Annotated in this window: 35 protein-coding genes; 34 read left to right on the forward strand and 1 reads right to left on the reverse strand. The window is 33.1% G+C overall.

The features are described 5' to 3' along the window. The 15 genes from I580_RS13080 (at window position 1) to I580_RS13145 (ending at window position 9,814) form a co-directional block, all read left to right on the forward strand. Window positions 1-438 (forward strand): hypothetical protein, encoded by a 438-nt coding sequence (locus I580_RS13080; RefSeq protein WP_010771987.1) that lies wholly within the window; start codon window positions 1-3, stop codon window positions 436-438. A gap of 23 nt (window positions 439-461) precedes the next feature. Continuing rightward, window positions 462-755 carry a TIGR04197 family type VII secretion effector gene (locus tag I580_RS13085; RefSeq protein ID WP_010771988.1) on the forward strand — a complete coding sequence of 98 codons (294 nt, stop codon included), beginning with the start codon at window positions 462-464 and terminating at the stop codon, window positions 753-755. Then, window positions 755-1,465: a DUF4176 domain-containing protein gene (locus tag I580_RS13090; protein WP_010771989.1), complete on the forward strand. Its 711-nt coding sequence runs from the start codon at window positions 755-757 to the stop codon at window positions 1,463-1,465. The genes I580_RS13085 and I580_RS13090 overlap by 1 nt, the downstream gene beginning before the upstream one ends. A 29-nt stretch (window positions 1,466-1,494) precedes the next feature. Beyond that, window positions 1,495-3,060 (forward strand): T7SS effector LXG polymorphic toxin, encoded by a 1,566-nt coding sequence (locus I580_RS17280; RefSeq protein WP_010771990.1) that lies wholly within the window; start codon window positions 1,495-1,497, stop codon window positions 3,058-3,060. A 17-nt stretch (window positions 3,061-3,077) separates the two neighbouring features. Beyond that, window positions 3,078-3,350: a colicin immunity domain-containing protein gene (locus tag I580_RS13105; protein ID WP_010771991.1), complete on the forward strand. Its 273-nt coding sequence runs from the start codon at window positions 3,078-3,080 to the stop codon at window positions 3,348-3,350. Between the two features lie 412 nt (window positions 3,351-3,762). Further along, on the forward strand, window positions 3,763-5,757 hold the full coding sequence (locus tag I580_RS17285; RefSeq protein WP_010771992.1) for a T7SS effector LXG polymorphic toxin: 1,995 nt from the start codon (window positions 3,763-3,765) through the stop codon (window positions 5,755-5,757). A 5-nt stretch (window positions 5,758-5,762) separates the two neighbouring features. Then, the gene (locus I580_RS13120; protein WP_010771993.1) at window positions 5,763-6,149 is read left to right on the forward strand and encodes an immunity 22 family protein; all 387 of its coding nucleotides are present in this window, start codon (window positions 5,763-5,765) and stop codon (window positions 6,147-6,149) included. 271 nt (window positions 6,150-6,420) lie between these two features. Beyond that, complete coding sequence (locus I580_RS17010; RefSeq protein ID WP_155855917.1) at window positions 6,421-6,582, forward strand: hypothetical protein; 162 nt, start codon at window positions 6,421-6,423, stop codon at window positions 6,580-6,582. Window positions 6,583-6,607: 25 nt separating this feature from the next. Beyond that, window positions 6,608-6,799, forward strand: coding sequence for an HNH endonuclease (locus I580_RS16810; RefSeq protein WP_245558654.1), 192 nt, complete (start codon window positions 6,608-6,610; stop codon window positions 6,797-6,799). A gap of 14 nt (window positions 6,800-6,813) precedes the next feature. Then, window positions 6,814-7,248: an SMI1/KNR4 family protein gene (locus I580_RS13125; RefSeq protein ID WP_010771994.1), complete on the forward strand. Its 435-nt coding sequence runs from the start codon at window positions 6,814-6,816 to the stop codon at window positions 7,246-7,248. Between the two features lie 257 nt (window positions 7,249-7,505). Then, window positions 7,506-7,799 (forward strand): hypothetical protein, encoded by a 294-nt coding sequence (locus I580_RS16815; RefSeq protein ID WP_010771995.1) that lies wholly within the window; start codon window positions 7,506-7,508, stop codon window positions 7,797-7,799. Beyond that, window positions 7,792-8,103, forward strand: a complete 312-nt coding sequence (locus I580_RS13130) for an HNH endonuclease (RefSeq protein WP_010771996.1) — start codon at window positions 7,792-7,794, stop codon at window positions 8,101-8,103. Before I580_RS16815 ends, I580_RS13130 begins: the two co-directional genes overlap by 8 nt. Window positions 8,104-8,115: 12 nt before the next feature. Beyond that, window positions 8,116-8,562 (forward strand): SMI1/KNR4 family protein, encoded by a 447-nt coding sequence (locus I580_RS13135; RefSeq protein WP_010771997.1) that lies wholly within the window; start codon window positions 8,116-8,118, stop codon window positions 8,560-8,562. Window positions 8,563-8,726: 164 nt separating this feature from the next. Continuing rightward, window positions 8,727-9,326, forward strand: a complete 600-nt coding sequence (locus tag I580_RS13140) for an immunity protein Imm33 domain-containing protein (RefSeq protein WP_010771998.1) — start codon at window positions 8,727-8,729, stop codon at window positions 9,324-9,326. Window positions 9,327-9,382: 56 nt separating this feature from the next. After that, window positions 9,383-9,814: an SMI1/KNR4 family protein gene (locus I580_RS13145; RefSeq protein WP_010771999.1), complete on the forward strand. Its 432-nt coding sequence runs from the start codon at window positions 9,383-9,385 to the stop codon at window positions 9,812-9,814. A 272-nt stretch (window positions 9,815-10,086) separates the two neighbouring features. Here I580_RS13145 and I580_RS13150 read toward each other — a convergent pair whose 3' ends face one another. After that, window positions 10,087-10,296: a helix-turn-helix domain-containing protein gene (locus tag I580_RS13150; protein WP_010772000.1), complete on the reverse strand. Its 210-nt coding sequence runs from the start codon at window positions 10,294-10,296 to the stop codon at window positions 10,087-10,089. Window positions 10,297-10,401: 105 nt separating this feature from the next. On the opposite strand from I580_RS13150, the gene I580_RS13155 reads away from it, so the two are divergent. From I580_RS13155 to I580_RS13245, 19 genes are all read left to right on the forward strand, one after another. Further along, window positions 10,402-10,692, forward strand: coding sequence for a hypothetical protein (locus I580_RS13155; RefSeq protein ID WP_010772001.1), 291 nt, complete (start codon window positions 10,402-10,404; stop codon window positions 10,690-10,692). Between the two features lie 196 nt (window positions 10,693-10,888). Next, window positions 10,889-11,212, forward strand: coding sequence for a hypothetical protein (locus tag I580_RS13160; RefSeq protein ID WP_010772002.1), 324 nt, complete (start codon window positions 10,889-10,891; stop codon window positions 11,210-11,212). Between the two features lie 32 nt (window positions 11,213-11,244). Continuing rightward, window positions 11,245-11,682, forward strand: coding sequence for a DUF5082 domain-containing protein (locus I580_RS13165; RefSeq protein ID WP_010772003.1), 438 nt, complete (start codon window positions 11,245-11,247; stop codon window positions 11,680-11,682). A gap of 22 nt (window positions 11,683-11,704) precedes the next feature. Then, window positions 11,705-12,016 (forward strand): TIGR04197 family type VII secretion effector, encoded by a 312-nt coding sequence (locus I580_RS13170; protein WP_010772004.1) that lies wholly within the window; start codon window positions 11,705-11,707, stop codon window positions 12,014-12,016. Further along, window positions 12,016-12,726, forward strand: coding sequence for a DUF4176 domain-containing protein (locus tag I580_RS13175; protein WP_010772005.1), 711 nt, complete (start codon window positions 12,016-12,018; stop codon window positions 12,724-12,726). Before I580_RS13170 ends, I580_RS13175 begins: the two co-directional genes overlap by 1 nt. 29 nt (window positions 12,727-12,755) lie before the next feature. Continuing rightward, entirely contained in the window at window positions 12,756-14,183 is a 1,428-nt protein-coding gene (locus I580_RS13180; RefSeq protein WP_010772006.1) for a T7SS effector LXG polymorphic toxin, read from the forward strand. Then, window positions 14,180-14,773, forward strand: coding sequence for a hypothetical protein (locus tag I580_RS13185; RefSeq protein WP_010772007.1), 594 nt, complete (start codon window positions 14,180-14,182; stop codon window positions 14,771-14,773). Before I580_RS13180 ends, I580_RS13185 begins: the two co-directional genes overlap by 4 nt. Continuing rightward, a complete protein-coding gene (locus I580_RS13190; RefSeq protein WP_010772008.1) occupies window positions 14,766-15,074 on the forward strand; it encodes a DUF4176 domain-containing protein in 309 nt (102 codons plus the stop codon). The genes I580_RS13185 and I580_RS13190 overlap by 8 nt, the downstream gene beginning before the upstream one ends. Before the next feature lie 526 nt (window positions 15,075-15,600). Further along, window positions 15,601-16,179: a hypothetical protein gene (locus tag I580_RS13195; RefSeq protein WP_010772009.1), complete on the forward strand. Its 579-nt coding sequence runs from the start codon at window positions 15,601-15,603 to the stop codon at window positions 16,177-16,179. After that, a complete protein-coding gene (locus I580_RS17115; protein WP_010772010.1) occupies window positions 16,176-16,316 on the forward strand; it encodes a hypothetical protein in 141 nt (46 codons plus the stop codon). Before I580_RS13195 ends, I580_RS17115 begins: the two co-directional genes overlap by 4 nt. A 187-nt stretch (window positions 16,317-16,503) precedes the next feature. Next, the gene (locus I580_RS13200) at window positions 16,504-17,133 is read left to right on the forward strand and encodes a hypothetical protein (protein ID WP_071865832.1); all 630 of its coding nucleotides are present in this window, start codon (window positions 16,504-16,506) and stop codon (window positions 17,131-17,133) included. A 381-nt stretch (window positions 17,134-17,514) separates the two neighbouring features. Continuing rightward, a complete protein-coding gene (locus I580_RS13205; protein ID WP_010772012.1) occupies window positions 17,515-17,982 on the forward strand; it encodes a hypothetical protein in 468 nt (155 codons plus the stop codon). A gap of 159 nt (window positions 17,983-18,141) precedes the next feature. Further along, window positions 18,142-18,330, forward strand: coding sequence for a hypothetical protein (locus tag I580_RS13210; RefSeq protein WP_010772013.1), 189 nt, complete (start codon window positions 18,142-18,144; stop codon window positions 18,328-18,330). Window positions 18,331-18,407: 77 nt separating this feature from the next. After that, window positions 18,408-18,950: a hypothetical protein gene (locus I580_RS13215; protein ID WP_010772014.1), complete on the forward strand. Its 543-nt coding sequence runs from the start codon at window positions 18,408-18,410 to the stop codon at window positions 18,948-18,950. Between the two features lie 284 nt (window positions 18,951-19,234). Continuing rightward, window positions 19,235-19,900, forward strand: a complete 666-nt coding sequence (locus I580_RS13225) for a hypothetical protein (protein ID WP_143141692.1) — start codon at window positions 19,235-19,237, stop codon at window positions 19,898-19,900. Window positions 19,901-19,910: 10 nt separating this feature from the next. Further along, a complete protein-coding gene (locus I580_RS13230; protein WP_010772017.1) occupies window positions 19,911-20,540 on the forward strand; it encodes a hypothetical protein in 630 nt (209 codons plus the stop codon). A gap of 1 nt (window position 20,541) precedes the next feature. Then, window positions 20,542-20,952: a hypothetical protein gene (locus tag I580_RS13235; protein WP_010772018.1), complete on the forward strand. Its 411-nt coding sequence runs from the start codon at window positions 20,542-20,544 to the stop codon at window positions 20,950-20,952. 462 nt (window positions 20,953-21,414) lie between these two features. After that, window positions 21,415-22,797, forward strand: coding sequence for an ABC transporter permease (locus I580_RS13240; RefSeq protein WP_010772019.1), 1,383 nt, complete (start codon window positions 21,415-21,417; stop codon window positions 22,795-22,797). 52 nt (window positions 22,798-22,849) lie between these two features. Next, complete coding sequence (locus I580_RS13245) at window positions 22,850-23,518, forward strand: ATP-binding cassette domain-containing protein (RefSeq protein WP_010772020.1); 669 nt, start codon at window positions 22,850-22,852, stop codon at window positions 23,516-23,518. Window positions 23,519-23,581: the final 63 nt, after the last annotated feature.

Raw genomic sequence — 23,581 nt, forward strand, 5'->3', positions numbered from 1 at the left:
ATGAGTAAAGACGATGCAGCAGAAAAAAAGCGTCAGGAGAAGAATGCTCAAAATAGACGAGAATCAACACGATGGCAACAAATTGGAAATGAACGAAAAGCAAATTATGATAAAAATCAAAAAAAATTAGAACGATTAAAAGAAGCAAAGAGCAAATTAGAAAAATCTATGAAGAACTTTGCACAGTTTGAGAGTCAAGTGAAGCAATATCCTACAAAATTAAGTACTGGACAATTTAAAGGAACGCTTCGTGATAAATTTGATGAAAAAGCAAACAAAATGGGTACGGCATTACACACAGAAGAAAATTCTTATCAAAGAAATATGGCAAAATTAGATGCAGAAATAGCAAAGAAAGAATTAGAACAAGGAGATTTGCTTGGTGCTGTAGAAAGTGCCTTTAATACGGCAAAAAATTTCTTGGCTTCTATCTTTTAGCCTGATATGAGGAGAGATTATAGATGGGGAAAACAGGTGTAGATAAGGCGGCATGGGATGCAGTAGTTTCAAAAGCAGATAGTGCTGTTTCAAGTATTTCCAAGCCCACGATTAATGAATTGGGCAAAACAACTCTAAAACGCTTTAAAAAAGTGATAGAGACTCAAAAAACACTGGTGAATACAGTAGAATCTTTCAAAAATGTTTCAAGTACTGATACACAAAAAATGAAACAAGTTGCGGAAAATATTGTCAATGAAGATAAGCAAGCATCTAAATCATTTGAACAAAATACAACCAAAGTGAGGTTTAAGTGATGGCAAATTATGACTCAAAGAAATTTTTTGAAGGTGTTTTGATCAATGATGAATCACTTACCTTTGAAGTGACAGAAGACCTGATTCTAACAGGTGTTCTCTTAGGAACAAATTTTCAGCTATTAAAATCAGTCTATAAGACACACCGAAATTTAGAACAACAATTTGAACACAAACCGATGATCGGTGCTAAATTGAGCGTATTCTTTGATTATGAGGAACAAACGGTCACCTTTGATCGGCAATCAAGTCAAGTGGTATTGACTATTCCTCAATTTTTGCAATACATTGGTAAAATTGATGTTGCTTTTGCGCCTATTTACCCAGTTGGGACAACCGTTGAACTGGATGAAAGTATGTTGCCAGACAGCGTAGCAGAGATGTTTAAAGACGGCGATTTAGGAGCAATTGTCACTCTTACTGGAAGAAAAGTCCCCTTGATGTCAGGGTTTGATCATTATATTGTCGATTATTTAGGACGACTATGGCCGTTTGGAGAAATCCCTGGTAATGATCCAGTCTTGATTTCAAATATGATGATCAAGCGTGTAATTGCTGAAAGTTATACGAATGAATATGAAGAAGCCTTTTCCTTTGATGTACTGCGTGCGACCCAAGTATTAAATCAACAAATCTCCACAGCCTACATGACGACAGAAGATGCGATTTCCTATTACGAAGCACTTTCTGAAATCGTAGAAACAGAGTAGAGAGTAAAACATTAAGAAAGGAGCATATTATGGGCTTTCACGTAGAAACAGCTGAAATGAAAAAGGCGTTGGAACAGTATCAAAAATTATCAAGAACCGTACAGGAACAATTAGATAATGCCAAAAGCTCAATGAATGGTATCATTAACAGTAACGCGATGCACGGTCAAGTAGGCCAAGCAATCGCCGCTGATATCAATAATAATAAAAATGCCGTACTTGTCGGCTTAAAAAATAGCTATAAGTTAGTGGAAGCAGACCTCCAAAAGACTTATGCAGATTTTGCAGGAACCACAGGAGAAACCTCACAAAGTGCGGTGTTAGATGAAGATGTCTTAACTAAGGCAAAAACAGCCATTGATAAATTTAAGACAGAACACAAAGAAAAAAGACAAACCATCAAATCAACTTACAATGATATAGCTGATTTAATTTCGCTTTCTATGCCAAGCAGTAGTACGTTCACTAGTGCTTGTGATGAAGCAAAGAAACAGTTGGATAAGATCATTCAAAAGGTCAATGAATTTGATAGTAAGCAACCACCAAGCTCAGCAGAAGAGATTATCAATGCTCTATCTCAACAAATCAAAATGTCTGAAACAGCAAGCGGCGTAAGCTACACAGACCCAAGATTTATGGAGTTTGTCTCCCAAACAGGGTTAGCAGAATCAATCCAAGATATCGATAGTCAAATAGCCAAAGCAGAAGCAGATGCAAAATTAGAAGCAGAAAAAGCCGCAAAGGAAAAACAAGAACAATGGGCCAAAGATCATCCATTAGAGAATGCGTTACGTAATTTTTCAGATGGTATCGGTTCTTGGTGGAATGGGATTGTCAAAGGAACAAAAGGACTCAATACGGAAGGCTTTTTCCTCTTAGAAACAGGCAAAGGTATTTTATTAGCTTTAGAATCTACGGTAGGATTTGTAGGAGATGGGATCAGTTCATTAGCGATTGGCAGTGTACAAGTTGGCCAGCTTTTAGGTGGAGGAATCGCTACAGGGATCAATAATTTACGGGGAGTAAAATCCCCAGATTGGATCGGTAAAGATTGGTCAGGAACTGTTAAGAATGTTCAGGCACTGACACCTTCCGCTATTTTTGAAATGAGTAAAGCCGCGATAGGCGCAATGGCTGATGACTTTAAACGTGGAGATATCTATGATATGACGACAGATGTTCTGACAGTAGGAACAATGTTAACGGCAGCGAATGGATTGAAAAACACGGCGAAGAATGTTACAACTAAGTTGAAAGCGCCAAAAGTTGGGTCTGTTGTGGATGATGTGGCTAAGGGATCCAGTGGGGCTAAATCTTCTGGAGAAGATATATTTAATTATACAAACAAAGTAAATGAGCATATGGCTAATCCTGATAGAGCAGTTCCAGCTCAAACCTTGAAAGAAGCAATCAAAGGTGGTACTCCTATGCCTGACCCAAGAGGGTCTAGCGCAACAATGTATTATAGTGAAATTTACATTAATGGCAAGAAATATAATTTTGAAGTGCTTTATGATAAGGCAACAAACACTATTTATCACTTTAAATATGACAGAAGACCATTAGGTCCATTGCCAGCAGTACCAAAACAATAATACTGGAGGAAAACTATATGACAAAAAAAGAGCAACTATATTATTTATTAAATGGTTTGAATCATGGGGAAATAGAGATTAACAATTTTACAAATCAGTTTATGAAAATTTTTGATTTAGAAATAGATTATGATGAATTGTCGAAAAAAGAATATGCAGTTTTAGGAAATGTGTCCGATATGGCAGCTAGATTTTCTGACAATTCGGAGGATTTGAAATTGCCTAATGTGTACTATAGCGAAAAGCAAATTAGAGAAGAAGTATCTCATGCTTTAAAAGAATTAACGTAAACTATATAAAAAAAGGCACTCTACTATCTGATTGGAGTCGGATAGTAAAGCCTTGACTAGTAAGAAATAAGCTCACTAATCAAGTTGCCAATAGCTAACAAAAGCTAGCTGTATTTATTGTACAGAAATTCAAAAGACTTTTCTAGTCTTTTCGAATGTTTCTTAAGTGTACAATCGTTTCAGCTAGAAAGTGTAAAAGTTAATGAAACGGTATTAGTGAGAAACAACACTAATACCGATTTTCGTATATCAAAATTAAGAGGACAAGTTAAAAAAAGTCCTAATTCAGATTTGTCTTCGGTGGATACACATAAGCCTACATGACGACAGAAGATGCGGTTTCCTATTATGAAACACTTTCTGGAATCGTAGAAACAGAGTAGACAGTAAAACATTAAGAAAGGAGCATATTATGGGCTTTCATGTAGAAACAGCCGAAATGAAAAAGGCGTTGGAACAGTATCAAAAACTATCCAAAACGGCACAAGAACAATTAGATAATGCCAAAAGTTCAATGAATGGGATCATTAACAGTAATGCGATGCACGGTCAAGTAGGCCAAGCAATTGCGGCAGATATCAATAATAATAAAAATGCCGTACTTGTTGGCTTAAAAAATAGTTATAAGTTAGTAGAAGCAGATCTCCAACAAACTTACGCAGATTTTGCGGGAACCACAGGAGAAACCTCACAAAGTGCGGTGTTAGATGAAGATGTTTTAACGAAGGCAAAAACAGCTATTGATAAATTTAAGACGGAGCACAAAGAAAAAAGACAAACCATCAAATCAACGTACAGTGATATAGCCGATCTGATTTCGCTTTCTATGCCAAGCAGTAGTACCTTCACTAGTGCTTGTGATGAAGCAAAAAAGCAGTTGGATAAGATCATTCAAAAAGTCAATGAGTTTGATAGTAAGCAACCACCAAGCTCAGCAGAAGAGATCATCAATGTTTTATCTCAACAAATCAAAATGTCTGAAACCGCGAGTGGCTTAAGTTATACAGATCCAAGATTTATGGAATTTGTCTCACAGACAGAATTAGCAGAAGCAATCAAAGATATTGATAGCCAAATAGCCAAGGCAGAAGCAGATGTAAAACTAGAAGCAGAAAAAGCTGCAAAGAAAAAACAAGAAGAATGGGCAAAACATCATCCAGTAGAAAACTTCCTTCAAAATATGTCAGATAGCATCGGCGATTGGTGGGGAAATGTTGTCCAAGGAACAAAAAATCTTTCTATTCCAAAAGGATTTAAAGATATTCTTCTATTTGGAGAAGGATTCCTTGGCGGCGCAGGTGAGATGGTAAGCTCAGTAGCTATTGGCGGTAGTCAAGTCATTCATTTAGGGGTTGAACTAGTCGAATGGGGTCTTGATTCAGCGAGAGGTATTGAAACACCACAATGGAAACTAGACGATATCAAAGGCGCATGGGAAAATACGAAGGCGATTGGCAGCACGTTAAAGACAATAGGTTTGGGACTTCAAGGAGCCACGAATCCATGGTTATTGGCAGTGAGTCCAACGCATCGAGAGGCGTTGAAAGAAACCTTTGACATGGGCGCAGGAATCGTTAATACTATAGTTAACGATATAAAAACAGGAAATGCCTATGCGATAGGGGGCTATGTATTTGATGTAGCGAGCATGTTTGTGGGAGTTGGAGAAGTAAATGCGGCTCTGAAAGGAACGAAGTTAGGCGTAAAAATAGCTGAGGGATTAAATGCGTTCAAAGCAACAACGAAAGCCACGACGTTGAGCAAACTAGGCAAAGTTACATCGATGGTCGATAAAAGCTTGAAGTACGGAGATGATGCCTTAAAAGCCTTTATGACAAAATTAAAGAATATTCCAATGCCAGTTATGGATGAATTAGCATTTGCAGGTCAAAGCATGGGCAAGATGACTTTAGGCGATTATATGGAAGCTTTTAGTAAAGGTGATGGATTCGCAGATGATGTGGTTAAGAAAGTTAGTGAAGCTGCGGATGATATAAAAATTCCTTCTGTTAGAAATAATGAATTTAATAAGTGGTTTGATAATTTGACAAGTGAACAGTTAGAAAAACTTTGGAAAAATACCGAACTTCGGAAAAAAATAGAAGATAGAATTAGGAGGCCAGGAGGATATCATGAATGGCACTTGGTTTCTAGAACACCAACATTTAAAAAATGGGGAGTTAGCATGGATGATATTAAAGAGTTGCGAACTTTAACAAAAGATGTGGAGTTTGTAAACCCAAGCGGTTGGCATGGAGGAAGAGGTTCAACAAAAGCTCATAATGAAATTTTAAAAATTATAGATAATGCTACTGACTATGATAATTTTGTAGTAAAATTAAATGAGTGGGCAAGTAGTAGACTTAAAAATGGAATTCAAGGTTTGCCTGAAGGATTAAGGAGGTAATTAATTTGGCTGATAAAAATGATGTTTCATTGTGGTTAGGTAATTTTTCTGATAAAGAAGCATTAGATAAGTATGTGGAAGTATCTTATACAGAGGAAGGAGATAGTATACCTTCTCAATTTGAGAAAGACTATAAATTAGGCTATTATGATAGAGATTTAATTGAGCGAGATTGGATTCCAGTGAAAAATAAGAATATAAGAGAATTGCTAGAGGGTTTTTCTTATGATGAACAACTGATTCCGCAATTTAAAAATCAGGAGACTATTTATAATTCAATACTATTGGTTTATAACTATTCATATAACAAAGAGGAAGATAAAAGGATTAGTATTGTTAATCAAAATTATCAAATAAATTTTGTGGGAGTGGCAAGTTATTTAGATGAATAAATAGAGATAAAAAAATACTTTATCACAGGATTGATAATCAAATTGTCGGTGGCTAACAAAAAACTAACTGTATTTAGTGTACAAAAATTTAGATGAATTTTCCGTTCTTTTCGAATGTTTATTAAGTTAATGGTAATTTTAGATTGAAAATGAAACGTTATTGAAGCGGTATTAGTGAAAAACTGATACCGTTTTTTATGTATCAAAAAATAAATGAGTAAAACAATTGATTCAAACAGAGAACAAGTAACCTATATAGATTATGGGTTGGTTGACGTTTTTAGGTCGAGGCATCGTAGCAATCATAGATCCAAATGATATCAAAGGAGCATGGGAAAATACGAAGGCGATGGGCAGTACGTTAAAAACAATCGGTTTGGGACTTCAAGGAGCCACGGATCCATGGTCATTGGCGAGAAACACATTTCGATAGAGCAAGTAAAGACCTGTATGAAAAAATATTAAAAAATAAAGAGTTTGCAAGTCAATTTTCTTTAGAAGAAATTGAAATATTTAAATCTGGAGGAGTTCCTAAAAGATTTACTTGGCACCATCATCAAGATTCTGGTGTAATGCAGTTGGTTGCTAGGAAACTTCATAGACAAACTGGACATATTGGAGGCTTTAGTATCTGGGGTCCAGGAAATTAGGGAGAGTATGAATTATGTCAAAGATAGTTACATGGAAGAATTCAAATGGTAAACTACTGGGAAATGAAATTGTTGATGCTGAAAAACAACTAAATGTAAAGTTTCCACAGGATTATATTGAAGTAGTATCTGAAAACGATGGAGGATATCCTCACCCAAATAAGTTTAAGTTCAATGATAAGGAAGAAGTGTTTAATAATTTAATAAGTTTTAAAGAGGATGACTATAGTAATATTTTTGAAGTCTTAGAAGATGTCTTCGATCGTATAGTTAAGGGCGTAATTCCTATTGCTGAGGATCCATTTGGTAATTTAATTTGTTTTGATTTTCGTGATAAGAAAGTACCAAATGTGATATTTTGGAATCATGAAGTAGCTGATAAGGATAGTGAAAAGTCCATTTTATTTATATGTGAAACATTTACGGAGTTATTAAATATGCTTTATTAAAAACGTACACTAGAGTTATTTATATTGAATTAGTAAGGAATTCAACTGATGTTTTCTGTAGAGGCAAAAAAATAGATTTTTTTATGGAGTGAATTTTTTCACTCTATTTTTTTGATTCGATGATTGAATACACTTCTCAATAGTTTATCTCAATTCGGTTCAGTATTGATAGACATTTCCATAATGCATTTCTTGTTTCAATATGCTGAATTCTCCTTTAAAGCAGCAACGAAAGCCACGACTTTAAAGTTGCCTCGATGGTCGATAAAGGCTTGAGGTACGGAGATGATGCCTTAAAAGCCTTTATGACAAAAGTAAAGAATATTCCAATGCCAATAATGGACGAAATAGCTCTTGCAGGTGGAGGAAGCGTCAAAGTTGTTGGTAAGGGAACGTTGGATGATTATATGAAGGCAGCAAAAGCTAACTTTAGTAAGGGTAGTGGCGCTGTTGATGATGTGGCTAAGAAATTAAAATCCGATGATTTTACTAAAGATCTATTAGAAACGAAGCCTAAAAATTCTCTCGATCCTAAAAAAATGGTTGGATAAAGGTGGAGAAATTGATATATTAGACGATGGGACATGGGTATACAAAGATTGGGATGGCAATGTTATTAAATATACAGACGGATATCCTGATTTTAAAGAAGCTGGATTTGTCAGAAATGAAGTTACATTAGAAGACGGCTTTACAACAAGATCTAAGGATTTTCGAGAAGCTGATAAAATATCTCCCAAAAAACCTGATGGAACATGGCATTATCATCAAGATGGAAAAACACTACAGGATGTACCGACTTTGGTCCGCAGAAGGTTTACACATAAAGGTGGGTTTGCATTAAAAAAGAAATAATGAGGTGAAATAATGAATAATATTAACGGATTTGGTTACGTATCAGATGTAGATATTTTATCTTTGGAAGAAAAATTTGATATTGTATTTCCAGATGACTATAAAGAGTTTTTAGAAAATTATAACGGAGGGTTACCTAAAAAAAATTATTTAATCACTCATTTAGCCAATACAGGAGAAGAAATAGTTTTGGGTTCATTGCTTGGAATAAGTGAAAATGAAAATTTTGATTTAGGAACTTGGTTTTTTGAATATGAAGATGAACTTCCGCCATCAAGCTTTATAATTGGTACTGAATATAATTCAGGTTTATTTATTATGATAACCATTGGAGATGAAAAGGGAGTTTATTTTTGGGATGATGCACAAGAACTAGAAGGCTCTTCAGATGAAGAAAATGTATATTGGGTAGCAGACACATTTAATGGATTTTTAAAAAGTTTCACTATCAAAGATTAAATAATCATCATTATTATGTCTCTGCTTATATTTTATGTAATAGTTTTTAAAGAGTAAAAATAGAGAATCTACGGTAAGGGGATTCTCTGCTGATGAGAGAATGTTAGAATTAGAAAAAAGTCTGGGAATATTTGTAAATATCCATCAGAAGTAGGTTGAAATAAATGAGAGAATTTAAACAAAAATTAGGAAGTAAAGAATTTATAGCTACTGTAGAAAAAGAGTTAGAGCCTCAATTGTTAAGCCTGTTCTACATTCTAAAAAATATGAATGAGGAAGAGTTAATAAATGGATTTTCATTCCAAATTGGCTGGTCAATTTATTTTTTAGAAGAAATAAATAAGGACTCATTCGTTATACTAACAAGTGATACTAGCAAAAATCCTTTTGAAGATAAGACTAAAGATTTAACCTTGGCACTATGGGTACAGTTAGAACAAGATCATTTTTTGAGAAAACTAAATTTAGAAGGCAAATCAATTAGTTTTAGCGATAAAATCATACTTCAAAAAAATATTTTAACTTTCGATACAATGTATATGCAAAGATCTAGTGATGTGGAACCAGGTGATTCAGGTTGGTATATAGGTAGTATAGAAGAGGATAATTCAGAAGAAGATCTATATGCCTTATATGCTTATCAACTTTTAAAACAAAAACCTGAGATAATTCAAGTTCTGGCTCTCCCAGATGAATATATGGTAATTTATGAAAATAATGAAATAAAAACTGTATTGAATGAAAATGATGAACCAGTTCTTTAAAAAATATATGAGCAAAAGCTATACTTATTTACGATAAAATAAGGGAATAACGACTTATGACTAAATGTATAGAAGATAATAGTGGGAATGTTTTTTACAATGTAAAAATTGAAGACATAATTGAAGTAGAAACGGTATTAGAATTAGAAATTCCTAAAGAACTAAAGGAATTCTTTTTGAGTGTAGGTTATGGTTTTATAAAAGGCTCTGAATATAATATTAACCGTATAATGGATCCTTATTCTATAAGAGATTTTAAATTAAAACAAAATGATTATAAATTTTTTCCTGATATTGAAGTTTATGATGATTTAGAAAATGAATTGGTATTTTTCGAAGCGAATGAAACCGCGATGATTTCAATAAAAATATCTAATAATGAGAGAAATGAAATTTATTATGATGAATTTAAGATAGCCGACTCGCTAGAAGAATTTTTAAAAAAGATTTCGGAAGATGATGAATATTATCTAGAGTTAATAGATTAATCAGTTTCAATAAGTCTAGTAAAACGGTATCAGCGAAAAATGCTGATACCGTTTTTTGTGCATAATTGTAGGATAATCAAATTTTCGATAAGAGAACTGTTTAAATAATAAAAGACTTATTGAAATACATCAGAACAAGTTCAATGTATTTTATAGATTCTTAATAATCTAATGGTTAAAAACTAAGCCAGAGAGCAGTATTAAAAAGTAAAATTCTTACTATAAAAACAGTGTAAGTTCCCAAATGATGGTGTTTACACAGCATTTCCTACTCATTTCAACCGAATTATTTCAGTTATATCATCAATGTCCAAAGCATCGGCTATCCTCTCAATATGTGGCAAATAAATTTTCTCTCTTTTATTATTAGCCAATTTATTAACAATTGAAGGCTCGATATCTGATAAACGAGCAAGTTCTCTTAAAGAGATTCCCCTATCTTCAACTAGTTGTTTCAAACGAATTTCTACTTTTCTTTCCATAGAATTCTCTCCCTTTTTAGTGTTGTTTATAAGAACATCATATAGTATAATAAAAAAAGAAGTGGTGTTTGTATAAGCATCAATTCTGAAAAAAGGAGGAGAATTATGGAAAATCAAAGTGTAAAGACAAAAAATAATCAACCGATTAAAATGATAAGTTATCAGGAGGTATATTCTCTGCATGATCTGTTGGAACAACTAAATTCATGGGAGCGTACTTTAAAACTACTAAATGAATTTTTTAGCGATCAAAAACGTCCTGTTAATAAAAAGAAAATAGCGAGTGAATACCATGCTTGTTCTCAGATATTCACTACTTTCCACAATGATTTTTCACAAACCTTACAAAAAATGGAAAGCCAGATTATCATTTTGAGAGGCAAAGAAAAAATTTAATGAAATAGAAATGTTGTTTAAAAGCTTAGAACAAATTAGCAAGTAAACCAAAAAAATTAGACTAAAAAATCTAACTTTTTTTGGTTTACTACAAGTTGATTTATGTGTCTGGGCTTTTTTGTTTTGTATCAAAAATAAAAACTGAACGAATTAAATAACGGAAGAAGTTCGTCAGGACGCAACAGATCCAGAACCAATGTTTGTCTATGTTCCAGAAGCACATCTGTTTGGAGATAAGACATTCATTACCAATGATGCAATTGATGTCTATCTAAGAAAAGCAGCGAAAGTGAAGATTTACTTTATTTTCCAAGGCAATCAAAAACAAATTGAAAATAGCTTCGATGACTTTAATAAACGACTACGTACGAATATCCCAGCAGGGATGATCGGTACACGTTTAGCGGATCAAGGATTTATCAATGTGAAATCAGGCTATAGTGAACCGACAGTTGAACTAGATGAGTCTCATTTCTTTGTTGGACGAAATGCTTGTCGAGTGAAGTTGGTTAGTGAATAGTTGATAGTTTAAGTGTAAAAGGAGGTAAAACGATGAGTAAAGACGATGCAGCAGAAAGAAAACGACAAGAGAGTAATGGTCGAAATCGCCAAGAAGCAACAAAATGGCAACGTATCGCAAATGAGCGACAAGCAAATTATGATCGAAATCAAAAAAAATTAGAACGATTGAAAGAAGCAAAACGAGCGTTAAATAAGTCAATGTCGTCCTTCTCCAAATTCGAAAATGAAGTCAATCAATACTCAACAAAATTGAGTACGGGACAGTTTAAAGGTACGCTTCGTACAAAATTCGATCAGAAGGCTAAAAAAATGGGGACAGCTTTGCATAAAGAAGAAAACAAGCATCAACAAAATTTATCCAAACTAGATGCAGAAATAGCAAAGAAAGAGTTAGAGCAAGGTGATTTGATGAGTGCTGTCGGAAGCGCCTTTGATATGGCAAAAAATTTCTTAGCCTCTATTTTTTAGTAAGAAAAAGGAGAGATGAATTATGGCAATAGGTGTTGATAAACAAGTCTGGGATGGTGCGGTTAACAAAGCAGAGAGTGCAGTATCAAGCATTTCAAAACCAACCATCAACAATTTAGGGAAAACAACATTGAAGCGATTCAAAAAAATAATTGAAACACAAAAGAAACTTGCAAATACAGTAGAATCCTTCAAAAATGTTTCGAAAACAGATACGCAAAAAATGAAAAAAGTTGCGGAACATATTGTTAGTGAAGACAAGCAAGCATCTAAATCATTTAAACAAAATACAACATTATTTGAGCAAAATACATCTAAAGTGAGGTTCAATTAATGGCGAGTTATGATACAAAAAAATTCTTCGAAGAGGTTCTAGCAAATGATGATTCTTTACTTTTTGAGGTAACGAATGAGTTGATTACAACAGGCGTTTTATTAGGAACGAACTTTCCTTTGTTAAAAGGAATTTATAAAGCCTATCGTAATGAAGAAGAACAATTCGAACATAAGCCAATGGTTGGTGCTAAATTGACGGTCTCTTTTGATCATGATACTCAACGTGTAGTGCTTGATCGTCAAACTAGTCAAGTAGAACTGACCAATGAACAGTTTCTTCAGTATATGGGGAAAATCGATGTTGCCTTTGCGCCGATTTATCCAGTTGGAACAACGGTTGAATTAGATGAAAGTATGTTAACAGAAGAACTAGCTGAACTCTTTAAAAAGGAAGAGCTAGGCGCAGTTGTCACGTTAAGCGGTCGGAAGATTCCTCTGATGAGCGGTTTTGAGCAATATATTGTAGATTATCTGGGTCATTTGTGGCCTTATGGTGAGATTCATGGGAATGATCCGATTTTGATTTCTAATATGATGATCAAACGAGTGATTGCGGAAAGTCTTACAAATGAGTATGAAGAAGCGTTTGCTTTTGATGGTTTACGTGCGACTCAGGTAACCAAGCAACAAGTTTCAACAGCGTATATGAAACCTGAGGATACAATTGCTTATTTTGAAGTGTTATCTGGACTTTCAGGAGAAGAATAATAGGATGAATGCATGGAAAGGAGTGTATTATGGGATTTTATGTCGATACAGCAGAAATGAAGAAAGCAGTAGAAGAGTATCAAAAGCTTTCTAAGACAGCGCAAAGTCAATTAAATACTGCAAAAAACGCAATGAATGGTATAATTAACAGTAACGCACTGTCTGGTAAAGTAGGACAGGCTATATCAGCGGATATCAATAATAACCAGAATGCCGTAATTGTTGGATTGAAAAGTAGTTATCTAGCCGTTGAAATGGAGTTACGCCAAGCGTATCAGGATTTTAAAGGAACAACAGGCGAATCATCCGATTCAGCAGTCCTTAGTGAAGAAGTCCTGATCAAAGCAAAATCAGATATTGACAAGATGAAACAAACTTATCAAGAACAAGTGAAAAGTTTCCAGTCAGTGTATAGTAGTATTTCTGATTTGATTTCATTATCCGCATCAAAGAGCGATTTTAATCAAGTAGCGGACGCGACGAAAAAATATGCGGATGAAATCATTCAAAAAGTCAATCAGTTCGATAGCAAGCAAGGCAATTCAGCTAATGAAGACATGATTCAGTCTTTAGGTACACAAATTAAAGCTGCACAGAAAGTCGGAGGATTAGGTTATACCGATCCACGTTTCCTTGCCTTTGCGAACAGTACTGCCTTAGCAGATAATGTTCAAGCGTTTCAAAAAAAGGTGACTGAAGCAGATGAAAAGCAACGAAAAACGAAAGAAAAAGATCTGAACTCAATGACGCCATCAGAAATGATTGCGAAGTATGGGGTGGATGATCCAGATGTGAAGAAGCGGATAAATGATATTAACAGAGGGATTGCTTTTACAGCATTAAATAACTCAATTGAAGGATTAGGATATGGTCAAGGTTTAAGTGACGGTATTTTACAAGGACTTAAAATAACGGGTAAAAATATGAGAGTTGATGCCTTACGAATGGGAAGTAGAAGTATATCTTCTAATGAAATGTCGAGAATAGGAAAACGAGCACGTGCTTTAGAGGGCGTGGGAGACGATCTAATAGATGCTTCTAATGCTGTCTCTGGCAGCAAGGTTTGGAAAGGTTTAGGAATTTTTGGAACAGTAGCAGGGGCAGCATTTGACTATAATGATCAAATGACTCAACACAATGATCAGGCAAGGGCTATCAAAAATACGGTGGCTCATACAGCAATCGGAGCAGGAGGAGCAGCCGTTGGTGGACAAATTGGTGCGGTACTAGGAACAGCTTTTCCCGTACCTGTGATAGGTACCTTAGTAGGTGCTGGAATTGGGATAGCAGTTGGTACAGTTGGCTCCAAAATATATGATTGGGTAGAATCAGGAGCAGCCAAAAAAAGTTTTGATAAAAAAGCGGAAAAAGTATCAGAAACAATTAATAATGTCAAAGAAAATGCAAGTAAATGGTTTTCTAATGTTGGAAAATCATTAGGAGGAGCTTTTAATTGAAAAATAAAACTGTACCATTATTAAAGATTGCTAATGATAAATCTATTTATTTTGACTTATCCACACATGAATTATTTATTCAAGAGTTTGTAGGTCCTTATACTGAAAAATCAGGCAAAAGTTATTCTAAATCTAATACATGGGCAGCAAGTATGTTAGGAGGTGTATTAGTGATTCCGTTACTTGCCAAGCAGTTTAAGATTGTTTCTTTTATTCCTATTTATTTAATGGTTGCTTGTCTTTTTGGAGTAGGATGGATTATAGGAAAACTTGCTGCTAATTTGTTTTTGGAAAACTCTAAAGGAAAACAGACTAAAAAAATTTTTAAAAGAGATGAAGTAATGAAAGTTCTTAAAAATTCAAAAAATTTCAAACTAGTAGTATGGGTTCAATTTTTATTTTTAATGGGATATGGTATGTTCTTTTTGTATTCACTCTCAATAAATAATTTGTCAACGGAAGATTCGATTATATTATTAATAGTGGGTTTTGTAACTAGTCTCATGCATTATTCAGTTCATCCGTTTGCACAACAAAAAGCATTTAGAATTTTAAAAAAACAAATGAAAGCAGGTATGTATGATGAGTGAGAACAACTATATATTGCCAATTGGTTCAGTCGTAAGATTAAAAAAAGGCGATGTTCTTTTAATGATTGTGGGTAGAGCCCAGCTCTTCAATCAAAATGGAAAAATAGGGTATTTTGATTATTCAGCAACTTTATATCCGCAAGGAATAGATGGAAGCCAAGAATTTGTTTTCTTTAATATAGAAGATATTGATGAAGTAATATTTGAAGGTTATAGAAACAGTCAGGAAATTGATTTTGCAGATAATTATGAGAAAAATATAGAAACAATTACTTATCCAAAACTAGTTGTTGAAGATTAAACTATAATGTGAATTATGGTCAATACGCATGAGGCAATCGCCCTCATGCGTATTTGTTTCAAAAATGTTCTCTCAGTTGAATCTGTTGATTGGTAGAAGAAACGTGGCTAAAAAGCGTATAATTAGGTGATGGTATCGCTCTACTATTAAAAACACAATCAGGATTCAAAATATGGAAACAAGTTAATGGCGATGTTAATAGATTTAAAGCTGTCAAAAATGCAAAACATTATGATGAAGTTTTAAATGGCACACGTAAAATTGGAAGTGGTCTTAAAGGGCTCGGCTATTTAGGAGCTGCAGGTGCTGTATTTGATGGTGGTATAACGTTCTTCGAACGCAAAGATAAGTATGAGACAACGAGAGCTGCAATAGCCGGTGCCGCGCATGCTGCTTCATCTGTTGGAGCTGCATTAAACGCAGCTTGGGATAAAGCAGTCCATTTTAAAGAGAATAAGTTTTTCAGTTGGGGTACGCTTGTCGGTAATTAACTAAAACGGTTAATATTTAAGATTGGAGTTTTTCTATGAGAAGATATATTTGGTTGGGAGATAGTAAATATGGTGGAAGCGTATATTGGGATAAAAAAAGAGATGTCGCAGTTAGAGACGGAAGTTCAAAAGTATCTGCAAAAAAAAGCAAATCAAATAAGTATCTAATTGTTGGACTATTTGTTTGTCTTATTATCGTCAGAGTGATTACTTCATTTTTTAAAATGAAATTTATTAGTAATGAGATCAACAATATTAGTATGATAGTGTTTACCATATTTTTTGCAACTACATTAACACTATTCATCAATCGTATGATGTATGGAAACAGCCAAGAATATACTGATACTAACCTTGAAGATGCGATGCATGCAATTAGAAGTACTGGATATTTGAAGAATCCATTGATTTTTATGCTCTTAGACAAAAAGCTTCATTACATGGTACTTGTTTTAGTTCTATTGTTTAGTTTTATTGGGTTGTCCGAGACAATTCCAAATCTTAATAGCTTACGAGAATTTTTTCGTATACCATTTATGATTTTATTTATTAGCATACCCGTTTATATGGTCTACCTTGTAAATTTTAAGAAAGACAATAGGTTGAAATTATGATTATAATAAAAGAGCTTTTTCTTTCCCTAATTTTAGGAGCAGCAATCGCAGGATTATTAACTGTAATTTTAGTGAATAACCCAAAAATATGGTATAAAACAGCTAAAAAAATTAAAAGCAAACAGAAAGATAATTAAAAATGTGTAGATAAATCGAATAATTAAGAACATTTATCAAATAGGAACGGTTCATATAATTAAAAGAAGTTAAGCAAAAGTTGAGCATTGCGTCAAAGCTAACGAAATAGGATGGATTGCACATGGTGATTGGAATTTAAATCATTGGTAAGGGGGATAAATATTGCTACTTAGGGAATTAATTTACATGGGAGAGGTTAATGGCGAAACGATTTATTTTGATGTAAAGAAAAAAATCCCTATGAAATCACCAAATAGTCAGTATATAGACAGTAAAAAAACTAAAAAAAATAATTGGTGGAGTTCTATAATTTTGATTTCACTTTTTATAATAATCAGAAGTATATCTTTTTTTACTAAAACAAGTTTTTTATCTGGAAGATACACTTATGTGACGCTGACCTTAATAGTGATAATATGGATTTTCGAAGTATTTTTTTTAACTAAATTCATTAACAATGCGCTGTATAAAAATGTAAAAGCAGCTGTTCCAGCTACAAAAAAAGAACTAGGATATGCTATAAAAGAAAATAATATATGGAATATTTTTAACAATAAGAAGGTCACTATTTGGAAAAAGCTAACAGCTTGGATTTTAACTATCGTGGTAGTAGTGTGTACTATTGCAATTATACCTGTAGCATATTTTGTAAATCAGAATGGGGAATTAATTGGTCACCAAGTTGGTAGCGAAATAATAGTTATAAGTCTAATGGGCATATTACCTTTCTCCTCCATCTTGCTTGTATGGGAAAATAATCTCATACGATGGTTAAACGTAGTAGCAAAATACCAAAAAAAGGAACTTAATCTATGATTTAGAGGAATAATAAAATTTACCACTAGGTACAGTTGTAAGATTAGAATGAGGTTTTATTTAATTATATAGAAAGCTTGACTACCTTTAAAGCAAATATAAAAGTAACGAGTTTGAGCAATCAGTATTGTACTATCTAACATTCAAAAATATAATCATGAACTTGCCGTATACAAAAGAACAATTCAACTAGAAAAAATAGCTGATGGGGTTGTTCTTTTTTACTTGTCGTTATATGCTATATAAGTAAGAATTATCGATTCTTTGGTTAATGATATCAAACAGAAAATATGAATGTTCAAAAATATGTAGTATAAGAAAAATAGTTTAATAAGTGCATCGATGAAACAGTTTTTGAAGGGAGAAAGACGGAGACAAGATATGAAGAAGGCTAGAGGTAACTTGACTGAACTAGTTGTGATTAAGAAGAATTTTATCACTATTTTTGTACCACTTTTGTTATTACTACCAATGTTATTTACTTTTCCTTTTTTGACAATTGCAGCTATCCAAATAGCACCATTTTTTGCTATTGTTCCAGTTTTAATCTGTTTAATGCTTATAGTATTAGGTGTGCAAACTCTTAATATGTTGATCAGGTTCGGAAACAAGAAACTTGTTGTTTATGAAGAGGGACTTGAATTTTGTGTGTGGAAAGTTAAATTTTTGAAATGGGAAGAAGTATTAGATATCAAATTAAGTAAAACCGTGAACCAAGAGTTTTTAGTTTTAAATTTACAGAATGACAAAAAAATAGAAATTAATATAATGGATTCACAATTAAATAAATCAAATGAGGAGATATATTCCATAATACTTGAAAGTTGGTACCAAGCGATGGAGGACTAGAAAATCAAAAGAAAAATCGAATGAGTGAAATCATTAGAAAGCACAGGATTACTTGAAGAAGGATTTTAGAAAGATCAATTAGGGAGCAATTTATACAGATTAAAAAGCAAGTATTCTAAGATTTAATAAAAGAAAATAACTAAAAGGAGAGACTAACAAATGAATGAAAAAAAAGTGCAACGTAAATGGGCATTAGTGGTAGCAGTATTATTGACATTGGCAGCAATCAACCAATTAATAAAAGGAATGGATCTATCTGATTCTTATGGTGCTGGAAGTCTTGTAAGCTTAATAGTATTTCCAGCGCTATTTTACTATCTAGCTTTTAAAAAGAAAAAAGAAAAATAATAACATTGATAAACGAAAAGAATGATCCAATCAGAAAAATAGTTGATAGGATTGTTTTTTTTTAGTGAGGTGTTTGCATGGTAAAAAAATTGAAAACCGTAGAAGGAAAGCTATTTAATATATCTTTTGATAAGAAGAAAATTAGTTATGGGTGGCTATTATTGATTGCTGACAATAATGAAGAGTATTTGATACGACAAAACTTCTTGTTAGTAGGGTTTAAACAATATAAATTTAATAGACAAATGTATAAATCGAATATAACATTAAAAGAATTTTCTGTCTCAGGAGAAGAAGTCATAAAAAGAACAAAGCAAAGATCTGAAAAAAGCTATCTAGGATTCGCACTAGCGATTCCTTTAGGTGCTTTACTAAGAAATAAAATACCAACTGAATGGTTGTGGGGAAAAAGGAATTTTCCTATTGATTTGTTTACAGGCATCACTAATCTGATTTTTTTTTGGCTATTATTAGTTTCAAGCTTTTATTTAATTTCTTTCTATCGCAAAAAAAGGTTTGAAGCAGAATTGAAAAAAATTGATGGTGATTTGGTAAAAGTAGGAGCAGGATATGCTGAAACCCCATTACAAATTACACAAAAGACATTGAAGTGGTGGTAAAAGACTAGATGAAAATAATTAATATATTAAGAGCTACAGTAGTTTTAGTGGGATTAAGTGTATTTCTATTTCTGTTTACAATAATTCTACCTTTTCTCGTTCAAGAAAGACTAGTGATATTATTGGCAATAGTAGTTTTATCAATAACTTTTTTTAATGGTAGAGTTTGTTCAGATCGAAACGTGACATATAAAATAAATATAGAGGAGTCTGAATGAATAGTGAATAGTTTCATAACTACGAAAGGCAAGTTATTTAATATATCTTTTGATGGGAAAAGAATAGTGTCAGGATGGTTATTATTAATCACTGAAGAAAAAGAAGAGTATTTAGTAAGGCAAAATTCAGAATTTATTGGCTTTAGGGGATTTAATATTAAAAGACAAATGTATAAATCAGAAGTTTCCTTGAAAAATAAAACAGTTCAAAGAGCTGAATTAAACAAAGTAAAGAAGAAAGCTGAGTTTAATTATATAGGTATCACAGTTGTAGCAATAGTAGGTCCAGTACTCAGAAATAATGTTCCAAAAGATTGGATATGGGGTGATACTAATCTACCCATAAATAGTATAACAGGCATGCTTAATATCCTCTTGTTGTGGTTGCTTGTATCATTATGTTTTAGTGTAATTTCATTTTATCGGAAAAAATTTTTTGAATACTACTTAAAGAAATTGAAAAGTGATTTAGTTTTCGTAGGGAAAGGCTATCAGAGTAAAAGACATATAACGAAGAAGACTATTCCAAAAAAATCAGCTATAATTTCCGTGATAATAATGTTTGTTTTCTTTATATCCTTAACAGTAATTTTACCTTTTATTGTGCAAGAAAGGTTGTTTACTTTTATAACGATAGTGATTTTAGTTATACTATTTTTTAATGGAAATGTTCATTCAAATGAAAAAACAGTCAACTACAAAATAGCTCTGTCTAACCAACAAACATGTTAGGAGAAACCCGATGATAACGAATAGGTTTATACAAACAAAAGCCAATTTTGGAAAAATATATGAACTCAGAGAAGAAAATAGAATCATTGGTACGACTAAAATACCAATAAACTTAAGAATGCAGATTAATGTCTCAATAGCAAATAAAAATTTCAAATTACAATTTTCCATTATTAAAAATGCATTGAGTCGTTTCGATTATACTAAAAATGTGAGACTGCTCCCATTTCAAATATTTAATGAAAACAATGTGTTGGTGGGTTCTTTGTGTGAAAGAAGAACAAAATGGTTGTTTGGCTATACTTTCTTTGAACTAAGTTACAATGATGAAACATATTATTTTTATGCAATAGGATTAGGAAAAAAAGGATTAAAAATACCAATGTATGACTCCAACGACATTCAAGTAGGTCTGATTGAAAAAGACAATATATCCTACGATAATAAGAGCACGTACACAATAAATACATTAGATAAGAACTATCAAATGTTGGCATTCTTCTTTTCAGTTTATTACGATAATGCATATTATTCGCCAAATGAAGTTGCGTACAAATCCAAAGAGATTAATTATAAGTATACGATAAACAAAGAATTAAAAAGTAAGTACAATCCCCAATTTATAGAAGGAAGGTATTAATATGAAAAATAAGTACAAAATTTTTCTTTTAGTTTGCATAACTCTGATTATTATGGTGGGGTGCTCAGGATCAAAAGAGATTCAGAAAACCTGGAAGGCTGAAGATGCGACGGATAATGTGTATTCCATTGAAATTAAAGATAAAGAAATAACCATTTCAAATAACAAAGATACTGACAAAATGGATTACAAACAAAATGCCGTAGGAACAGCAAATGGCGTTAAATATTATGGTCTAACGATTGATAATGAAAAATATTCTATAATATTCCCAGAAAAAGGAAATACCGACTTAGCGTTATTTTTGAAAATAGAGAGTGATGATTATCTAGATGGCACTCTAGTTTATGCTATGAATACTAAAGAACAACCAAGTTACAAAGACTATGCAGAAAAATATTTAATAAAGTAAGCGAACGTTTTTTAGAGTACTTGAAGAAATAAGTTGAAATACGTTAACGAGTGGTTGGAGAAAAAGTCCTTAGCATCGAGAACCGTAACAACAACTCCTACCTCACAGTGCTTTATAGCAATTTTAGCTTATTTTTGAAAGGGATGCTTCTTTTCCAACCGTTTATCTGAATTCCATGTGAGTGGGATATGACTCAAAGAGTTATGTCTCGCTCACCTTTTTTAGTTTAGACTATCTTAACGAATCCCAACTGTTATTCTTTTACATAAAATCTAACAAAAATCTAACCACCAATATAGTATCCTTGTGTTATTGCGTGTTGTACGCATTTTTATTTTCTAACTGCTCAGGCTAAACTTTCTAAAAGGAATGGAATTTGCTTGTGACGAAAAGGGTCACATTTCTAATTTTTAATGGGAGTTTATGAGGCCTGTGTAGCTTTTAAACCTAGGAGGAATATTTATGAGTTTTTTTTCAAGAGCATTAATTAGCATTTGGCAAAGGAAAGGAAGAACGGTACTATTTCTTGGTCTATTCTTGATCGTGTTTTCGTTGATTCTATCAGGATTTGCTATTCAAAAATCTGCTGAGAAAGGGAAAATCGATGCGAGAAAACGAATTGGAACGGAAGTGAAATTGAAACGCGACAATAAAAAAATGAGTAAGGCGCTAGTACAAGGGATTCAAACATTTTCTCGCATATCACCAGAGACCGTTGATAAAATCAAACAATTACCAGAAGTTAAGAATGTCCAAATAGAAGGTGAAGCGACTGCCTTAGAAAGTGGATTGAACTATGTAGAACCGCAAAAAGAGCAAGATTTTGGAGGGATGTTGGGTTTAGGTCAAGCAGATAAAAGCAAAGAACCAAAATTTGCTTTGGTAGGGACAAACAATAGTAAAGGAACAAAAGATTTTAAAAATCATGATGCAAAGCTCATAGAAGGTGAAGGGATCACTGAAAAATCCCCCAAAGATGCTGCAGTTGTTGAGGAGACCTTTGCTAAAAATAATCATTTAAAGGTGGGAAGTACCTTTAAACTTAAAGGCTCATCACTAGAAAATAAAGGACAAGAACGCACATTTAAAATAGTAGGCATTTATAAAACCGAAAAAATTGCAACTGGTTATGATCAAGCTTTTGTTCTTAGCCAGCCTGAAAATCAACTTTTTTTAGCGTTTGATTCTTTTTCAAAAATAAGTGATCAAGCAGGAATTGATGAAGTTTCATTTAATTTAAAAGATCCACTACAAGTAGAGAGTTTTACTAAAAAAGCTGAGAAACTGTTATCTGAAAATGAAAAATATTTTAAGCTAGATGCACATACTGAACAATACGAACAAATGATAGGGCCAATCGAGAAGATGTCTGCGTTTAGTTCTATTATGATAAAAGTTATTTTATTAGCTGGCGGCATCATTCTGACGTTGTTGATTTTATTATCTGTTCGTGAAAGAAAAAGTGAGATTGGGATATTACTTTCTTTAGGGGAAGAAAAAGCAAAAATATCTTTCCAATTAATGACTGAAATGTTCTTGATTGCAGTGGTTGCATTTGGATTAGCGTTTACGATTATTAATGTTACGGGAGAATCGATTTCTAATTCTATTTTAGCGAAACAGATCGATTCTACTGAAAATGTAAAAACATCTGATGATGAAAATGGTGCTATAGAAGATGAAACAGAGGTTGTTCCAGTAGATAAAATCGAATTGAAGCTAGATCAGGATATAGTGGTTCGATCTTCTGGTTTAGGATTATTGCTCGTTTTAATAACGACTCTCATACCAAGTATCATCATTGCTAGAACGGATCCTAGAGATTTATTTGCACAGAAAGAATAGTCGATTTGATATCAACGTTAGCTCAGTTCAAAAGTACAAGGAGGAAGCGATATTGACATTAACGCTAAAAGACATTACGTATTCATATAAAGAAAATACACAAAATTACACTATTTTAGAAGACCTTAACTATACATTTGAAGCAGGAAAGTTATATACGATTATGGGACCATCAGGAGCAGGAAAGACAACCTTATTATCTATTGCTTCAGGCTTGACGAGTCCTATTGAAGGATCGATCTCTTATGGAGAGACAGATATATATCGTATGGGGATTACAAAATACCGTAAGGAGTGCACGTCAATTATTTTTCAAGCATATAATCTTATTCCATATATGACTGCTTATCAGAATGTAAAAGCTGCTTTGAAAATAAAAAAACATAAAGAGAAAGACTTGAAAAAATATATTGAAAAAAGTTTAAATGATGTAGGATTAGATGAAACGATGATTTATAAAAATGTGTTAAGATTAAGCGGTGGACAACAACAGCGAGTTGCTGTAGCAAGAGCATTGGCTGCAGAGTCTCCAATTATTTTCGCCGATGAACCAACCGGGAATTTGGATCAAAAAACTTCTCAAGGGATTATTGACATGCTGAAAGAGATTGCTCTTGTTGAAAAAAAATGTGTTATCATGGTGACGCATGATTTGGGAATAGCCAAGCAAGCTGACGTAGCTTTGCTATTAAAAGAACGAACGCTCGTAAACATGGAATAAAGTAAAAAAGAATTCGCGTTAAATAAGAGGTGGGATGAAACTACTTATCTTAGAGAAATGAAG

It is taken from the genome of Enterococcus caccae ATCC BAA-1240 (assembly GCF_000407145.1).
GTDB classification, from domain to species: domain Bacteria; phylum Bacillota; class Bacilli; order Lactobacillales; family Enterococcaceae; genus Enterococcus_L; species Enterococcus_L caccae.

What these genes read in the sequence shown, in the direction of transcription:
- I580_RS13080 (WP_010771987.1), top strand. Translation starts at nt 1, where the DNA reads ATGAGTAAAGACGATGCAGCAGAAAAAAAGCGTCAGGAGAAGAATGCT.
- I580_RS13085 (WP_010771988.1), top strand. Translation starts at nt 462, where the DNA reads ATGGGGAAAACAGGTGTAGATAAGGCGGCATGGGATGCAGTAGTTTCA.
- I580_RS13090 (WP_010771989.1), top strand. Translation starts at nt 755, where the DNA reads ATGGCAAATTATGACTCAAAGAAATTTTTTGAAGGTGTTTTGATCAAT.
- I580_RS17280 (WP_010771990.1), top strand. Translation starts at nt 1,495, where the DNA reads ATGGGCTTTCACGTAGAAACAGCTGAAATGAAAAAGGCGTTGGAACAG.
- I580_RS13105 (WP_010771991.1), top strand. Translation starts at nt 3,078, where the DNA reads ATGACAAAAAAAGAGCAACTATATTATTTATTAAATGGTTTGAATCAT.
- I580_RS17285 (WP_010771992.1), top strand. Translation starts at nt 3,763, where the DNA reads ATGGGCTTTCATGTAGAAACAGCCGAAATGAAAAAGGCGTTGGAACAG.
- I580_RS13125 (WP_010771994.1), top strand. Translation starts at nt 6,814, where the DNA reads ATGTCAAAGATAGTTACATGGAAGAATTCAAATGGTAAACTACTGGGA.
- I580_RS16815 (WP_010771995.1), top strand. Translation starts at nt 7,506, where the DNA reads ATGGTCGATAAAGGCTTGAGGTACGGAGATGATGCCTTAAAAGCCTTT.
- I580_RS13135 (WP_010771997.1), top strand. Translation starts at nt 8,116, where the DNA reads ATGAATAATATTAACGGATTTGGTTACGTATCAGATGTAGATATTTTA.
- I580_RS13140 (WP_010771998.1), top strand. Translation starts at nt 8,727, where the DNA reads ATGAGAGAATTTAAACAAAAATTAGGAAGTAAAGAATTTATAGCTACT.
- I580_RS13145 (WP_010771999.1), top strand. Translation starts at nt 9,383, where the DNA reads ATGACTAAATGTATAGAAGATAATAGTGGGAATGTTTTTTACAATGTA.
- I580_RS13150 (WP_010772000.1), bottom strand. Translation starts at nt 10,296, where the DNA reads ATGGAAAGAAAAGTAGAAATTCGTTTGAAACAACTAGTTGAAGATAGG.
- I580_RS13155 (WP_010772001.1), top strand. Translation starts at nt 10,402, where the DNA reads ATGGAAAATCAAAGTGTAAAGACAAAAAATAATCAACCGATTAAAATG.
- I580_RS13160 (WP_010772002.1), top strand. Translation starts at nt 10,889, where the DNA reads ATGTTTGTCTATGTTCCAGAAGCACATCTGTTTGGAGATAAGACATTC.
- I580_RS13165 (WP_010772003.1), top strand. Translation starts at nt 11,245, where the DNA reads ATGAGTAAAGACGATGCAGCAGAAAGAAAACGACAAGAGAGTAATGGT.
- I580_RS13170 (WP_010772004.1), top strand. Translation starts at nt 11,705, where the DNA reads ATGGCAATAGGTGTTGATAAACAAGTCTGGGATGGTGCGGTTAACAAA.
- I580_RS13175 (WP_010772005.1), top strand. Translation starts at nt 12,016, where the DNA reads ATGGCGAGTTATGATACAAAAAAATTCTTCGAAGAGGTTCTAGCAAAT.
- I580_RS13180 (WP_010772006.1), top strand. Translation starts at nt 12,756, where the DNA reads ATGGGATTTTATGTCGATACAGCAGAAATGAAGAAAGCAGTAGAAGAG.
- I580_RS13190 (WP_010772008.1), top strand. Translation starts at nt 14,766, where the DNA reads ATGAGTGAGAACAACTATATATTGCCAATTGGTTCAGTCGTAAGATTA.
- I580_RS13195 (WP_010772009.1), top strand. Translation starts at nt 15,601, where the DNA reads ATGAGAAGATATATTTGGTTGGGAGATAGTAAATATGGTGGAAGCGTA.
- I580_RS17115 (WP_010772010.1), top strand. Translation starts at nt 16,176, where the DNA reads ATGATTATAATAAAAGAGCTTTTTCTTTCCCTAATTTTAGGAGCAGCA.
- I580_RS13200 (WP_071865832.1), top strand. Translation starts at nt 16,504, where the DNA reads ATGGGAGAGGTTAATGGCGAAACGATTTATTTTGATGTAAAGAAAAAA.
- I580_RS13205 (WP_010772012.1), top strand. Translation starts at nt 17,515, where the DNA reads ATGAAGAAGGCTAGAGGTAACTTGACTGAACTAGTTGTGATTAAGAAG.
- I580_RS13210 (WP_010772013.1), top strand. Translation starts at nt 18,142, where the DNA reads ATGAATGAAAAAAAAGTGCAACGTAAATGGGCATTAGTGGTAGCAGTA.
- I580_RS13215 (WP_010772014.1), top strand. Translation starts at nt 18,408, where the DNA reads ATGGTAAAAAAATTGAAAACCGTAGAAGGAAAGCTATTTAATATATCT.
- I580_RS13230 (WP_010772017.1), top strand. Translation starts at nt 19,911, where the DNA reads ATGATAACGAATAGGTTTATACAAACAAAAGCCAATTTTGGAAAAATA.
- I580_RS13235 (WP_010772018.1), top strand. Translation starts at nt 20,542, where the DNA reads ATGAAAAATAAGTACAAAATTTTTCTTTTAGTTTGCATAACTCTGATT.
- I580_RS13240 (WP_010772019.1), top strand. Translation starts at nt 21,415, where the DNA reads ATGAGTTTTTTTTCAAGAGCATTAATTAGCATTTGGCAAAGGAAAGGA.